General features: G+C 69.3%; 12 protein-coding genes. 2 read left to right on the top strand and 10 right to left on the bottom strand.

The genetic code is table 11. From position 1 onward, the window contains the following. Positions 1-100: 100 nt before the first annotated feature. The gene (locus ACFQVD_RS10855) at positions 101-976 is read left to right on the top strand and encodes an ion transporter (RefSeq protein ID WP_343969184.1); all 876 of its coding nucleotides are present in this window, start codon (positions 101-103) and stop codon (positions 974-976) included. Here ACFQVD_RS10855 and ACFQVD_RS10850 read toward each other — a convergent pair. From ACFQVD_RS10850 to ACFQVD_RS10810, 9 genes are all read right to left on the bottom strand, one after another. After that, a complete protein-coding gene (locus ACFQVD_RS10850) occupies positions 936-2,543 on the bottom strand; it encodes a carboxyl transferase domain-containing protein (RefSeq protein ID WP_343969182.1) in 1,608 nt (535 codons plus the stop codon). The genes ACFQVD_RS10855 and ACFQVD_RS10850 overlap by 41 nt on opposite strands. Next, positions 2,540-3,739 (bottom strand): CaiB/BaiF CoA transferase family protein, encoded by a 1,200-nt coding sequence (locus ACFQVD_RS10845; protein ID WP_343969180.1) that lies wholly within the window; start codon positions 3,737-3,739, stop codon positions 2,540-2,542. Before ACFQVD_RS10845 ends, ACFQVD_RS10850 begins: the two co-directional genes overlap by 4 nt. Continuing rightward, positions 3,736-4,626 carry a fumarylacetoacetate hydrolase family protein gene (locus tag ACFQVD_RS10840; RefSeq protein WP_343969178.1) on the bottom strand — a complete coding sequence of 297 codons (891 nt, stop codon included), beginning with the start codon at positions 4,624-4,626 and terminating at the stop codon, positions 3,736-3,738. The genes ACFQVD_RS10845 and ACFQVD_RS10840 overlap by 4 nt, the downstream gene beginning before the upstream one ends. An 85-nt stretch (positions 4,627-4,711) precedes the next feature. Further along, positions 4,712-6,178: an NAD-dependent succinate-semialdehyde dehydrogenase gene (locus tag ACFQVD_RS10835; protein ID WP_343969176.1), complete on the bottom strand. Its 1,467-nt coding sequence runs from the start codon at positions 6,176-6,178 to the stop codon at positions 4,712-4,714. A gap of 42 nt (positions 6,179-6,220) precedes the next feature. Then, complete coding sequence (locus tag ACFQVD_RS10830; RefSeq protein ID WP_343969174.1) at positions 6,221-7,183, bottom strand: cyclase family protein; 963 nt, start codon at positions 7,181-7,183, stop codon at positions 6,221-6,223. A gap of 43 nt (positions 7,184-7,226) precedes the next feature. Then, on the bottom strand, positions 7,227-8,051 hold the full coding sequence (locus tag ACFQVD_RS10825) for a prephenate dehydratase domain-containing protein (protein WP_343969172.1): 825 nt from the start codon (positions 8,049-8,051) through the stop codon (positions 7,227-7,229). A 252-nt stretch (positions 8,052-8,303) separates the two neighbouring features. Further along, the gene (locus ACFQVD_RS10820; RefSeq protein WP_343969170.1) at positions 8,304-9,011 is read right to left on the bottom strand and encodes a GntR family transcriptional regulator; all 708 of its coding nucleotides are present in this window, start codon (positions 9,009-9,011) and stop codon (positions 8,304-8,306) included. Positions 9,012-9,230: 219 nt separating this feature from the next. Further along, the gene (locus ACFQVD_RS10815; RefSeq protein WP_343969168.1) at positions 9,231-10,247 is read right to left on the bottom strand and encodes a dihydrodipicolinate synthase family protein; all 1,017 of its coding nucleotides are present in this window, start codon (positions 10,245-10,247) and stop codon (positions 9,231-9,233) included. A 59-nt stretch (positions 10,248-10,306) separates the two neighbouring features. Next, positions 10,307-11,296: an ornithine cyclodeaminase family protein gene (locus tag ACFQVD_RS10810; RefSeq protein WP_343969166.1), complete on the bottom strand. Its 990-nt coding sequence runs from the start codon at positions 11,294-11,296 to the stop codon at positions 10,307-10,309. 262 nt (positions 11,297-11,558) lie between these two features. On the opposite strand from ACFQVD_RS10810, the gene ACFQVD_RS10805 reads away from it, so the two are divergent. Then, positions 11,559-12,509 carry a VOC family protein gene (locus ACFQVD_RS10805; protein WP_343969164.1) on the top strand — a complete coding sequence of 317 codons (951 nt, stop codon included), beginning with the start codon at positions 11,559-11,561 and terminating at the stop codon, positions 12,507-12,509. Between the two features lie 83 nt (positions 12,510-12,592). Here ACFQVD_RS10805 and ACFQVD_RS10800 read toward each other — a convergent pair whose 3' ends face one another. Next, positions 12,593-13,573, bottom strand: a complete 981-nt coding sequence (locus tag ACFQVD_RS10800; protein ID WP_343969162.1) for a hypothetical protein — start codon at positions 13,571-13,573, stop codon at positions 12,593-12,595. Positions 13,574-13,733 lie beyond the last annotated feature (160 nt).

The raw sequence follows: 13,733 nt of genomic DNA, 5'->3' as shown, positions 1-13,733 counted from the left end.
GTTCTTCACCGAGGTCAACGCGTCGCGGACGAGCAGGGTTCCTTTTATGGCATATGTCATACATTCAGGGGTTTTCAGGGGTGGCCTGCGCGGGCTTACGATGATCGGCATTTGCCCCCTTCCCCCTCCGGGAGCTGACCTCTTGCCAGGGCGAGAACGCATTCGTTCCTTCCTTGAAACCCGGCTCTTCCAGCGGGTTGTCGTAGCCGTCATCGTGATCAACGCGATCACGATCGGCTGTGAGACCTCCTCCTATCTGACGGACCGGATCGGCGGGTTCCTGCACGCCGTCGACCGGATCGCCCTGGCGATCTTCACCGTCGAGCTCGCCGCCCGCCTCTACGCCTACCGGGGCACGTTCTTCAAGGACCCGTGGAACTGGTTCGACGCGACCATCGTGACCATCGCGCTGATCCCGGCGTCCGGCCCGACCTCCGTGCTGCGGGCCCTGCGGATCATGCGGGCGCTGCGCCTGGTCTCGGTGGTCCCCAGCATGAGCAAGGTCGTCGGTGCGCTGTTCGCGGCCATGCCCGGGATGGCGGCGATCGTCGGGCTGCTCCTTTTGGTCATGTACGTCTCGGCGGTCCTCGCGACCCAGCTGTTCGGCGGAATCGCCCCCGAGCACTTCGACGAACTGCCGACGTCGCTGTTCACCCTGTTCCAGGTCATGACCGGCGAGGCCTGGCCGGACATCGCCCAGACGGTCATGGCGGAGAAGCCCTGGGCCTGGGTCTTCTTCGTCGGCTACATCCTGATGTCCTCCTACGTGGTGCTCAACCTGTTCATCGCCGTCGTGGTCAACGCCATGGACGACCAGAACACCTCCGCCGAGGAACAGCGGACCGAGGACCAGCTCACCGCCATCCTGAAAGAGCTCGCCCGCCTGCACGCCAGGATCGACGCGATACAGGGTGCCCCCCGAGCGGCTCAGCCGGTCAAGGCGCCGCGCAAGAACGCCGCCCGCCGCTCCCGGTGACCGGCCCGTAAGAGATCGGCCCATCTGGGAACTCCCGGGGACGTGCCCCGGCGGGTGCGGGATCCGGCCCGCCGGGGCAGGCCGCGCCGACGCCGAAAGCCGTCGCCTGGCCGCTCCGGTACGCGGCGAGCTGCTGGAGCAGCTGCGCCCCGATCGCCGCGGACACTCTCCGGCAGAAGTCCTCGGGGTTCTCGTGCGCCGGGACGGGTTCGGGCACGACCGCCTGCACCACCCCGTCAGCCAGCAGCTCGTGGGAGCCGACACGCTGCCTGCGTGCCATGTCGGCCGCCAGTCGGGTGTGACCGTGAAGGATCACGCTCGCACCCTCCGGCGGCAGGGGCGAGAGCCACGCGTGCTCGGCGGCGATGCGCGCTCGGCAGGGGAGAAGGGCGAGGGCTCCACCGCCGCACCCCTCTCCCAGGAGTACCGACACGGACGGCACGGTGAGCTGGACGAGGTCGGCCAGGCAACGTGCTATCTCTCCGGCGAGAGCCCGCTCCTCCGCCTCTGCCGAGAGCTCGGCTCCGGGGGTGTCGACGACGCAGACCAGCGGGCGTCCCAGCTGCCGGGCGAGATGAATGCCACGGCGCGCGGCGCGCAGATCATCGTGGTCAAGCGGGCCGCCGCGAGCCTGAGCGCGTCGGTCCTGACCGATCACGACGCACGCGACCCCCTGAAAGGAGGCCAGGGCGCACAACATGCCCTGGCCGAGCTCGCCCGCGCCCGTCCCCGACAGGGCGACGGCCTCGCCGGCCCCGATGCGTAACAGCTCACGGACTCCTGGGCGGTCCGGGTGACGACTGAGCCGAATGGAGTCCCACGGATCCCCCGGGAGTGTCACCACGGCGGTGTCGGGGACCCACGCCCGGGTCACGCTCGCAGGTCTGGCCGGTGGCCCGGCCAGCAAGGCGAGTGCCTTCGAGGCGACGCCGGCGAGCCGGTCGCAGGGCACGACCGCGTCGATGATCCCCTTGGCGACCAGGTTCTCGGCCACCTGGACACCGTCGGGGAACGGATGCCCGTTGAGTGCCTCGTAGACCGATGGGCCCAGGAAACCGATCAAGGCGCCCGGTTCCGCCACGGTGACGTGCCCGAGCGACCCCCACGACGCGAACACCCCGCCAGTGGTGGGGTGTCGCAGATACACCAGGTACGGCAGACCGGCCGCCTTGTGCTCGACGACGGCCCGGGAGATGTCCACCATCATGACGAAGGCCGGCGTGCCTTCCTGCATCCGGGTACCGCCGGAGGCGGGCGCGGCGATGAGGGGCAACCGCTCGGCCGTCGCGCGGCGCACGGCCGTTACGATGCGCCCGGCCGCGTCACGACCGATCGACCCGCCGAGGAAGCGGAACTCGCTCACGACGAGTGCCACGTCGTGACCCCCGATCCGGGCCCGGCCGGTGACGACGGCCTCGTCCGTGCTGGAACGTTCCCGAGCCTGGGACAGCGCTTTCTCATACTCCGGATCCCGGTCGCCGGCGGCGATGGGCACATCCCACGAATGCCAGGAGCCCGGGTCGACGTTCGCCTCGATCAGTTCGAGGGCACCCGGCCGACGTGTCATCGGACCACGTCGCCGATCCAGCGCCGCACCGATTCCCCGTGCTGGTCGAGGACGGGCGGCGGCCGGTGCGCGGTCCGGGTGTGCTCCCGCCCGGACGGTTCGAAGAAGCGCAGCGGTGGCCCGGGCAGCCTGAGCGGGCCCAGGGTCTCGTGCGTGACGTCGATGACCAGGCCCTGGCTCAGGGTCTGCTCCCAGGTGTAGACCTCGTCCAGGGTGCGTACCCTGCCGGCAGGTATGCCCAGCTCGCGTAGCCGTTCGAGCAGGTTGCCAGCGCTCCGGTCCGCGAAGACCCGTTCGACCAGTTCGATGACCCGGTCACGGGACGCGACGCGTTGGGCGTTCGTGGCCATACCCGGTTCCTCGGGGTCGAGATCGAAACCCGCGCAGAACCTCTGCCAGAGCCCCTCGCTCCCTACGGCGATCTGTACCGCTCCGTCGGCGCACCGGAAGAGTCCGTAGGGCGAGATGGACGCGTGGTGATTGCCCGCCGCCCGCCCGACCTCGCCGGCGACCGTCCAGCGGGTCCCCTGGAAGGCGTGCACGCCGACGGCCGCGGCCAGCAGTGAGGTGCGTACGACCTGGCCTCGTCCGGTCGACTCACGCTGGCGCAGTGCCGCCAGGACACCGTAGGCGCCGTACATGCCGGCGAGCAGATCACAGATCGGCGTCCCGAACCGTTGCGGGTCGCCCGGCGCCGATCCGGTCAGGGACATCAGGCCGCCCTCGCCCTGGGCGATCTGGTCGTAGCCCGGCCGTCCGCCTTCGGGACCGTCGTGGCCGAAGCCGGTGATCGACAGTTGCACGAGCCGCGGGTTGAGCTTTCCGAGCGCCTCGGCGCCCAGCCCGAGCCGTTCCATGACTCCGGTCCGGAAGTTCTCCACCAGCACGTCCGCCCGTCGCACCAGGGCGAGCAGAACCTCGCGGTCGTCGTCGTCCCTGAGGTCCAGGCAGACGGACTCCTTGTTCCGGTTGGCCGACAGGAAGTACGTCGACTCTCGTTCCCCCTCGTCTCCGACGAAGGGCGGTCCCCAGCCTCGGGTGTCGTCTCCGTGCCCCGGTGCCTCGATCTTGACCACCCGGGCACCGAGGTCGCCCAGCATCATCGTCGCGTGGGGTCCCGCCAAGGCGCGGGACAGGTCGACCACGAGCACGCCCTCAAGGGGGCCGGCCAGGCTGGAGCCAAGGGCGGCGCTCATGCGGACGCGCCCGATCCCAGCACCTCGTGGCGCTCCTGGTTGGCCACGACCGGGTTCCGCAGCACGCCGAGCCGCTCCACCTCGACCTCCACCTCGTCGCCGGGGCGCAGGAGCCACGGTGGTGTCCGGGAGTAGCCGACCCCCGACGGGGTTCCGGTGGCGAGCAGGTCGCCGGGGCGGAGGGTGAGGGTCCGGCTGATGAGCGAGAGCGTGTCACCGACCGTGTAGACCATCTCGTCGGTGCTGCCCTGCTGCACCACGGTGCCGTTCACGCGCGTCTCCACCTTGAGCCCGTCACGCAGGTCGCCCACTTCGGCGGCCGGTACCAGCGGTCCGAGCACACCGGAACGGTCTCCGTTCTTGCCCAGCGTCCACTGGGAGGTGAGCTTCTGTGCCCGGCGCGAGGTCACGTCGTTGAACGTGGAGTAGCCGACCACGGCCGCCAGGGCCTCCTCGGGCGTGGCGTCCACGAGGGTCGCACCGACCCAGGCCACCACCTCACCCTCCCAGTCCACACCGTCCTCGTCGGGCGGCACCGGGATGCCCATGCCTCCGACGGTGAGCGAGCTCGGCCACCGTGCGAACAGGGTGGGGTGATGCGGCACACCCTCGCTCGCGTAGGAACCCTCCGCGACGTGCTTGAGATAGTTCAGCCCGATACAGATGACCTTCGCGCCCGGCAGCACCGGGGGGACGAACTCGACATCGTCCAGCGGCAACGTGGCCACCACCTGCTCGGTGGCCGGCTTGCCGGCCAACCAGCGTCGGGGTTCGGCCCAGAACTCCTCCAGGGGCGCGAGGACGCAGACCCCGAGGCCGTCGTCCGTGAGGATCCCCACCAGGACCGATTCGTCGGTATGGCGCAGTCCCACGATGCGCATCGGCATTTGTCATCTCCTTGACGTGCCAGTTCATGCTTGCTTCCCGCTCCCGTCCGAGTTCGGCGGGCGCACCGCGTGCGCCCGCCCGTCGTCAGACCGGGATCGCCGCGTAGGTCGCGTCGAGGTACTCCGTGATGCCTTCGAACCCGCCCTCGCGACCGAGCCCGGACTGCTTGATGCCGCCGAAGGGCGCGGCCGCGTTCGACACGACGCCGACATTGACCCCGACCATGCCGCTGGCGAGGTTCCCGACCATGCGCAGCGCGCGCTCCAGGTCGCGCGTGTAGACGTAGCTCACCAGCCCGTACGGGGTGCCGTTGGCCGTGTTCACCGCCGCCTCCTCCTCGCGGAAGGTGGTGATCGGGGCGAGCGGTCCGAAGATCTCCTCGTCGAGCAGTGCCGTTCCCGGCGCGACGTCGCTCAGGACGGTGGGTTCCACGAACCGGCCGTTCGCCGATCCGCCCCCCACCTCGATCGTCGCGCCTCGCTTGAGGGCGTCGGCCATCAGCCGTTCGAACTTCGCGACCGCCGCGTCGTCGATGAGCGGCCCGACCTCGGCGCCGTCCTGCCAGCCGGCGGCGACCCGCATCGCTCCCATGCGGGCCGCGAGCCTGCCGGTGAACTCGGGGGCGATCGACTCCGCGACGATGAAGCGGTTGGCCGCCGTACACGCCTGGCCGCCGTTGCGCATCTTGGCCAGCAGCGCGCCCTCGACCGCGGCGTCGAGGTCGGCGTCCTCGCAGACGATGAAAGGCGCGTTCCCCCCCAGCTCCATCGAGGTCCTCATGACGTGGGCCGAGCACTGGGCCAGGAGCAGCTTGCCCACCTCGGTCGATCCAGTGAAGGAGAGCTTGCGGGCGAGCCCGGACCCGATCACCGCGCCGACGACCGCGGCTGGACGGGAGGTGGTGACGACATTGACCGCGCCGGCCGGAGCACCGCACTCCTCGATGATCCGCGCCAGGAGCAGGCTGGTCAGGGGCGTCTGCTCGGCGGGCTTGAGCACGGACGGGCAGCCGGCTGCGAGCGCCGGGGCGATCTTGCGCGCCCCCATCGCCAGGGGGAAGTTCCACGGTGTGACGAGCAGGCAGGGCCCCACCGCCCTGTGCTGGACGAGGATGCGGGTCAGCCCGGTGGGGGACAGCCGGTAGTCCCCTCCTATGCGGAGGGCCTCGTCGGCGAACCAGCCGAAGAAGTCGGCGGCGTAGGTCACCTCCCCGCGGGACTCGGTGATCGGCTTGCCCATCTCCAGGGTGATGAGCAGGGCGAGCTCGTCCGCACGCTCGCGCAGCGCGGCCTCGACCCGGCGCAGCAACGTGGCGCGCCGGGCGGGGGACAGGGCGGCCAAGGAGGGCTGCGCGTCGGAGGCGGCCCGGATCGCGTCCAGCGCGTCCTGCGCGTCGGCGTCGGCGACCTCGATCAGCGTCTCGCCGGTCGCGGGGTTGTCCACCGGGAACGTGGCTCCACCTGCCGCTGGGCGCCAGCGCCCTCCGGCCAGCAGCGTCGACGGGACGGCCGGGAGCGACGGGGCGAGGGTGGACGTGGCGAACGCGGTCATCGGTTCCTTCTTTCTTGCGGTGTCAAGACGGTCCTGGGCGCCTCACAGCACCGCGACACCACCGACGGGGCACCCGGACGCACCGGTGATGGGCAACGCGGGCGCGGTGAAGAGGAACTCGTACTTCCCGTAGTGGGCGCAGGTGGCCGCGAGCTCCTGAAAGTCGAAGATCTCGCCGATGGCCAGTCCCATGTGGACCAGTGCCACGACATGGAACGGCTGGAAGCAGTCGATCTCGTTGGGGCGGACCTCGACGCCCCAGGTGTCCGAGGCGACCGCGGCGATCTCCCGCTCGTGGAACCACGGGGCGGTGTGCAGCGACACTCCCGGGGCGGCACCGCCCGCGTAGTCGCCCCACGCGTGCCGGCGAGTCTCGAGGAAGCCGGTGCGGATGAGCACCGCGTCCCCGCGCCGGACCTGAACGCCCTGGGCTTCCGCGGTCGCCTCCAGTTCCTCGACGGAAACCGGGTAGCCGGGCTCGAGGGAGTCCACGCCCAGCTGCCGGGCCACGTCGAGCAGCACGCCGCGCATCACGAACTTGCCCGCGTAGTTCTCCACGCCGTTCTTGGCCGCCCCGCCGGAGGAGACGAGACCCGCGGAGTACCCGTTCCACATCTTCCCCTTCCAGAAGATGTGCGAGAGCGAGTCCCACTGGGTGCCGGCCTGGTTGGGCACGATGAGGATGTCGTCGGAACGCCCGTAGCCCTTGGCCGGGCCGAACCCGGCCGGAAGGATTTCCTGTGCTCCGGCCAGGTGGTCCGCGCCCGTCGCCGTCATCACGTTGCGCGGGTTGGCCCGCAGGCTTCCGGTCTGGGGGCCTCGCTGGTCATAGGGGAGTGAGCAGGAGACGGTCACGCCGTGCTCGACGAGCGCCGCGGCGCGCCGTACCTCCTCGGGCCCGACGTAGTTCATCGTCCCGAGCGAGTCGTCCTCGCCCCAGCGCCCCCAGTTCCTGCACTGCTCGATGTAGCGATCGAGAACATCCGCTCCAGCGAAGTCGGACATCTCACCTCCATGGTCATGCTCGCCGCGACGGCGGGCGGAATGGTCAAGAAGCGGTCGACGTGGCGAAGACGCCGACCAGCCGGGAGCCGAAGGCGTCGATCGCCTGCTCGGTGAGAGGCTCACCGCTCCGCGTACGCAGCACCAGTAGGTAGCGGTAGCGGAAGATCTCGCCGGTGGGCGCGTTCGTGATCGTGCGTACGGCCAGCCCGAGCGGGGCCAGGCGCGCGAGAGCCTCGTCGAGCTCCTGAGCGCCGTCGACGCGGACCGCCAGGTGGTCGGCACCGGGGGAGACCTCCAGCGCGGAGCCGAGCGCCCACCACCCGCCGACGCTGCCGTTGTCGACGTCGCGCTCGATGATGTCCAGGCCGAGTTCCCGGGCCACGGCCTCGGTGCCGATCAGGGCCATCGAGCCGTCACCGGCGAGCACCTCCCGCGCCGCGGCCACGGAGTTCAGCGGGTGGATCTCGACCGTGGCGGCGGGCAGCCGCTCCGCCAGGAAGCGACGGCACTGGCGGATGGAGCCGTGCCCGCCCACATACGTGATGTCGTCCAGACGGCTGCCCGGCCTGCCGAGCAGGGCGCAGTGGTACGGCACCACGATCTCGTCGCTGATGAAGAGCTTCTCTCCGGCGAGGATGCGGGCGGCGGTCTCGGTACACGCGGTGTTGGAGGTCTCCGAGGTCAGCACCCCCAGGTCGATCCTGCCGTCGAGTACGGCGGCGGCGACGTCGTCCATGGTGGGGAAGTACTCCGGGCCGCCCAGTCCGGGCCTGCGGTCGAGCAGGGCCCGTGTCGCCTGCCCCGCGAAGGTGAGCTCGCTGCCCAGCGTGCCGACCCGCCGCGCCGGCCGGTGTTCACTACCGCTCACGGCACCCTCTCAGTAGGTGAATAGTGTATTCATTCGATGAAAAGTGTATTCAGTAATCGGTAATGTGGCAATGCCTTCCGGTCGCCGACCGCGCTCGGCGTGAGGCTGATCTCGCGGCGTGGCGAGAGCGCTCGCCGAGGACGGGCGCACCGGCCCGAACACCCCGGCGGCGTGCCGCGACGGGCGGCCGCTCAGGGTGCGGAGCCGGTGCGTTCCGGGGGGCTTTCGGGGAGGGAGATCCGGGTTCCGGTCTCAGCCGCCCGAGGTCTCGCCCCAGTTCATGTGGACGAGCCGGTCACGCGTGTGCTCGACGTGGGCCTCGATCAGGGTGCGGATCTCGTCCTCGTCACCTCGTTCGAGGGCTTCGAGGATGGCCTGGTGCTCGGCGAGCACCTCCTGGCGACGTGGGAGGTCGGGGGTGGCCAGGTGCACGTAGCGGTAGATCCGGAACCGTACCTCGTCGATGATGCTGGACACGGCGGAGCCGCGACCGTGCAGCGAGTGGTGGAACTCCATGTCCGCCTGGAGCCACTCCTCGGATGACATGTCCAGGTCCATGGAACCGGCGACCGCCCGGGCCGCCGGCAGGTCGACGTCGAGGAAATCGGGACGAGATCGCGCACGGAGCGTGGCGAAGATCTCCAGAGTCTGGCGCAGGTCGTAGAGTTCGAGCACCTGCTCCTGGGAGAGCTGCGTGACGACGTAGCGCTGGAAGGGGTTGGCGTCGAGTAGGCGTTCCGCCTGGAGTCGCCGCAGGGCCTCGCGTACCGGCACCCGGCTCACTCCGAGCGTGTTGGCGAGCTCAACCTGGTTGATCTCGGTCCCGGCCGGGAGCTCTCCTCGGATGATGGCCTCACGGACGCGATCGTAGACACGATCCCCGAGCGTCGAACGTGAGACGGCACCCATACCTGCGACTCCGGACGACCGGTCCAGGCTGCCGAGCGCTCCGCTGCTCACAGGAGAGAGGATCGGCTTCTGTGGCGCTCCTCGAGTATTTTTCGGCACCCCTCAAGTATAGGTTCCTCATGCGTATACAGTTGCCAGAAACTGTAAAAGATCATCCGGGCCTCCCCTCAAGCCTGCGTCACCGGTGCTGCCGGAGCGTGTTCCCGGAGGTCGGACACCTCCGGTGGTCCGGTGGAGCTCACCCGAGCCGTGTCACGCTCCGCCATGTGATCATTCTGGGTTGCGCCCGACAAAGTACTCCTCGTCGGGGTCGTCCGTCACCCAAAGCCCCGAGTCCACCAGCGCTCGCCGGAACGCCGCCATCTCGCCGCTGTGCAGGCGGTTCGCCGGGACACGCATCGGCCCGCCGTTGAAGCCCGCGAGCCACGCCTGGTACTTCCACGCGGACCGGTTCACGGAGTGGGCGTGCGGGACGGGGGCGACGTTGCCGTTGGCCTTCCACGCGGGGGCGATCTTCCAGAGCAGGTCCATGGCCTCGTCGACCTTGCCCTCCTGGGCCAGGGCCAGCATCCGCGGGGCGGTGTCGCCGTAGTACTCGGTGTTCGAGGTCGCGATCACCCGTAGCGGGACGAGCGCGGCCAGCGCGATGGCCTCCTGGATGATCGGCATGGTGATCAGTACCTTCTCCGAGAGCCGGTGCCAGGCGTGTGCGAAGCCCGCGATCGACGGGAATCCGCCTTCGGCCTTCACCGAGACGACGTTCGGCGCGGCGTCGACCAGGTCGGCCAGCATGTCGACCGGCAACGAGGCGGAGTGGAGGCGTTCGAAACCCCAGTGTGTCATCGGGAAGAGGATGACGGCCAGGTCGGTGGCGTCACAGAACGCCCTGGTGTAGTCGTAGATCTCCTGCAGGGACTTCGGATAGAAGCTCGGCGGGTAGGACAGCAGCGCGAGGCGGGCTCCTGCGGCCTCGGCACGCCGCGCGGCGGTGATGTTCTCCTCCAGCGTGTTGAACGACGCGTGGAAGATCAGGTTGAGCCGGCCACCCGCCTCGTCGTGGGCGATCTCGGTGAAGCGGACGTACTCGTCGAGGGTGATGTTGGTCTCGCTGACGAGCAGCGTGCCGGTGAACCCGAGTTCGATCACCCGCCGGACGTCGTGGCGGACGCCGCTTTCGTTCAGGTGGGTCAGATCGGTGGAGAAGCTGGGGATGAGCACGTTGTTGACACCGTGGAAGTGCTCACGGGCCCAGTCGCGCGCGTCGTGCTTACCGATGGCTGTGGTCATGATGGGGTTCGTCTCCTTATCAAAGGTGCGTGTGGCGGAAAGCCGGGAGGCCCGGACGGTCAGCGGCGGCTCTTGGGCACGGCCAGGTTGTCCAGGGTGGTTCCGAGACCGGCCTCGATCGCGCGCCGGTACGCCAGCTCGGCGGCGACCATGTCCTGGAGCGCGGTTCCGACGGACTTGAAGATGGTGAGGTCCCCCCGCGGGGCCTCGGGGAGCGCGACCTTGCCTTGGAGCAGGTCGCTGAGCCCCAGGACGGTGCTGAGGCTGCCGCCCTCGTCGACGAACTCCCGAATGTCGCCGGACTCGTCCGCGACCTGCTCCGGATCGGCGTCGAAGACGAGGGTTCCCGCACGCCTGAAGACGGCCGTATCGAGCTCGCGCAGGTCACGGTGGGTGGAGCCGATCGCGCTGATGTGCAGACCGGGCCGGAGCCAGCCGGACTCGCACGCGATCGGGCCGCCGTAGCCGGTGTTGGTCGCGGTGATCACGTGGTCGACATCGGCGCATGCCTCCGCGGTCGTGGCGGCCGGCACCACCGGTAGGCCGAGCTCCTCGCGCAGCCGGCCGGCGAGCCGCTCCCGGCTCACCGGGTTCGGGCTGAACACCTTGACCTCGTCGATCTCACCCACCGCGGCGAAGGTGCGCAGGTGGGTCTCGGCCTCCAGGCCGGACCCGAGAACACCGAGGCGTGTCGCCTTGACTCCCAGGGCCCGTGCGGCGACCACGCTCGTCGCGGCGGTGCGCGCCGCCGTCAGGTGGCAGGCGTCCATCATCGCCAGAACCTCGCCGCTCTCGACGGAGGCGATCATGATCAGGTAGCGGACCCCCACGCCGTTGCCGCCGAAGAACGCCTTGAGACCCATGACGCCCGACCGGGGCACCACCGCGGGCATGATGCGGAAGAATCTGCCGCCCCCCGAGAGGTTCAACCGCCCGGGAACGTCGGCGGGGGCTTCCGCGTCGGCCCGGATGGCCTGGTCGATCGCCTCGACGAGTGAGGCCGGGTCGAGCACGCTGCTCACCGAACGGTCATCAAGCAGGAGAGTCATAGCGGTTCCTTGGGAAGCGGCGCCAGTGATCGTGTGGAACGGAGTCGACGGTTCGGCCCATGACCTTGCATCACCCCGACAACTGTATACACTCTAATGACAACTTTGCACGCGTCAAGTCGTCGGTTACATCGGGACGAGCGGCGGCAACGCGCCCGTCTTTCGCGTTGCGGCGGGCGGCCTCTGGTGGACCGGCCACTGACGAGCGACGAGAATCACGCAATTACCGACAATTAGGTCGTAACCGGAAACTGGAGGAACTATGGAGCAGTCAGTCGAGCGTCTCGGATACGTCGTGATGGGTGTCCCGGACCTCGCCGAGTCGACGAAGTTCTACTCGAACGTCGGCCATCTCACCGTGCATGACCGCTCCGCGGGAACGAGCTTCCTCGGCGGCGGCTACGATCACCACTGGCTGCGGCTGGAGGAGAACCGGCACCGGCGCGGGCTGATGCGGGTGGGCTTCCAGCTCACGGGTGACGAGGCGTTGTCCGAGGTCGCGAACCGACTGGACGAGCGCGGTATCCGATTCGAGGAGATCGGTGACCTGGAAGGCGATGGGATCGATCGCGGTCTTCGGTTCGTGGATCCCGACGGGGTCGAGGTCGATGTCTACACCGACATGCTGTCCCGGGCGGTGAAGCCTGCTCAGGACGCCGTGCGCATGACGGAGATGCTGCACGCGGTGTGGTTCTCATCGGACCCCGTCGCGGCGCATCGGTTCTACGCCGACGTCCTCGGGTTCCGGGCGTCGGACTGGATCAAGCGCAACGCGGTGTTCATGCGGTCGGCGAACAACTACCACCACTCGCTCGGCATCTTCCGTTCGAGCCCTCAGCGCGCCGCGTCCATGGACCACTTCTGCATCCTCGTGGAGAACATCGACGATGTGATGCGGGCCAGGAACATCGCACTGCGCCAGGGCGCGCAGCTCCAGAAGGACGTGCTTCGGCACGCCGCGTCCGGCTCGATCAGCGTCTACATCGCCGACCCCATGACCGGCATCTCCTTCGAGTTCTGCACCGAACACGACATCGTCGACGCGGACCACCGGCCACGCCTGCTGGAGGGGTCGCCGATCACGCGTGACGTGTGGCAGGCGGGCAGCCCGGGCCTGGCCAGGAACGCGCCGCTGGGTGCCACCTCGGACGCGCCGCTCCCGCGGGTGTCCGAGGAGAGCGGCGTCGCCGACATGGCGAACTCCATCGCCTGAGCCTCACCGGTACCGGCTCCAGGCCGGAGGCGCCGCCCCACCGCGTCCTGTGCACGGCAGGGCGCGGTGGGGCGCGACCACGCTCACGTACCGCGGAGGCTCTCCGCGACGAACTGTTCGACGTCCCAGGGGGTGACCGTCAGTCCGTCCAGGTTCGACTGCCTCGCGGCCATGTCGAGCATCGCCTTGTTGGCGGCGAACCCGTACGGAAACGGGTCCGCCCCGAAGACCGACGCCTGCCAGTCCATGTCGTCGTTCCCGTCGAGGAAAACACCGGCGGCCTTGCGGTCTCGCCGGTACGCCTCCCGCTTGGCGGCTTCGAAAGCCTCGAAAAGCGCCTCGGGCACCCATGGCTCCTTCTCGACGAGGCGCCGCTGCACGAGCACGACGTGGTTGACGGGCAGGAAGCCGGTTCTGCGCTTGAAGTCCGCCATGAACCGACGGCCCCCGTCGGGGAAGAGCCGCGCCACCCTGCCCGTCGAGGTGTCGATCGCGGTCCCGCCCGCCGGGAACGCGGCGTCCAGTTCCCCGGTCTGGAGCATGCGGTTCACATCGCCGCCGCCGGTCCAGCGCAGCGTGACGCCACTGGGCGGATTCAGTTCGAAGCCCATCTGCCGGCCGTGGCTTTCCTCGCCCTGCCGCCCGATGTACCACTCGATGTCCTGGGGACCGATACCCCAGAGCACCTCAAGCTGCGCCCGGAACCAGAGGCCCGCCGTCATGGTGTAGTCGGGGATCCCGAACTTCTTGCCCCTCAGGTCGGCGCCGCCCTCGATACCCGCGTCGGTGTTCACCCACGTGTTCAGTCCGAGGGTGGCCTTGCTGGCATAGACCGGGATCATCACCCAGTCCCACAGGTCCTTGGGACGTTCGCGAGTGACGATGAAGTTCGAGATGGAGAACTCGAACACGTCGTGCGCGCTGTCGCGGAGATGCATCGTGTGCAGGTCGCCCGCGTTGCCGCGCTCCCAGGTGATCTCGATGCCCCTGGGCTGGACGGTGCCGTCGACGAGCGGCGCCACGCGAGGGTTGAGCGAGAAGGTGCCGCGCAGCTGTATTGCCATTCCCGGCCTCCGATTTCGGAACTCTTGAGCGGCGAAAGTATACAGTCGCCACAGTCGAATGCCAGGGCCGGTCCTCGGCCACCCGGTCGGCTCGGCGTGGGTGACTTCTTCGCGCAGGTGGACAGGTCCACGCCACTCCGCGGTCGGCTCGTCGCCCGCC

Source organism: Streptosporangium amethystogenes subsp. fukuiense, assembly GCF_042665875.1.
Classification (GTDB): Bacteria; Actinomycetota; Actinomycetes; order Streptosporangiales; family Streptosporangiaceae; genus Streptosporangium; species Streptosporangium fukuiense.
Note: the sequence above shows the minus strand (reverse complement) of the source record. Positions and strands in the feature narration are given on the sequence as shown.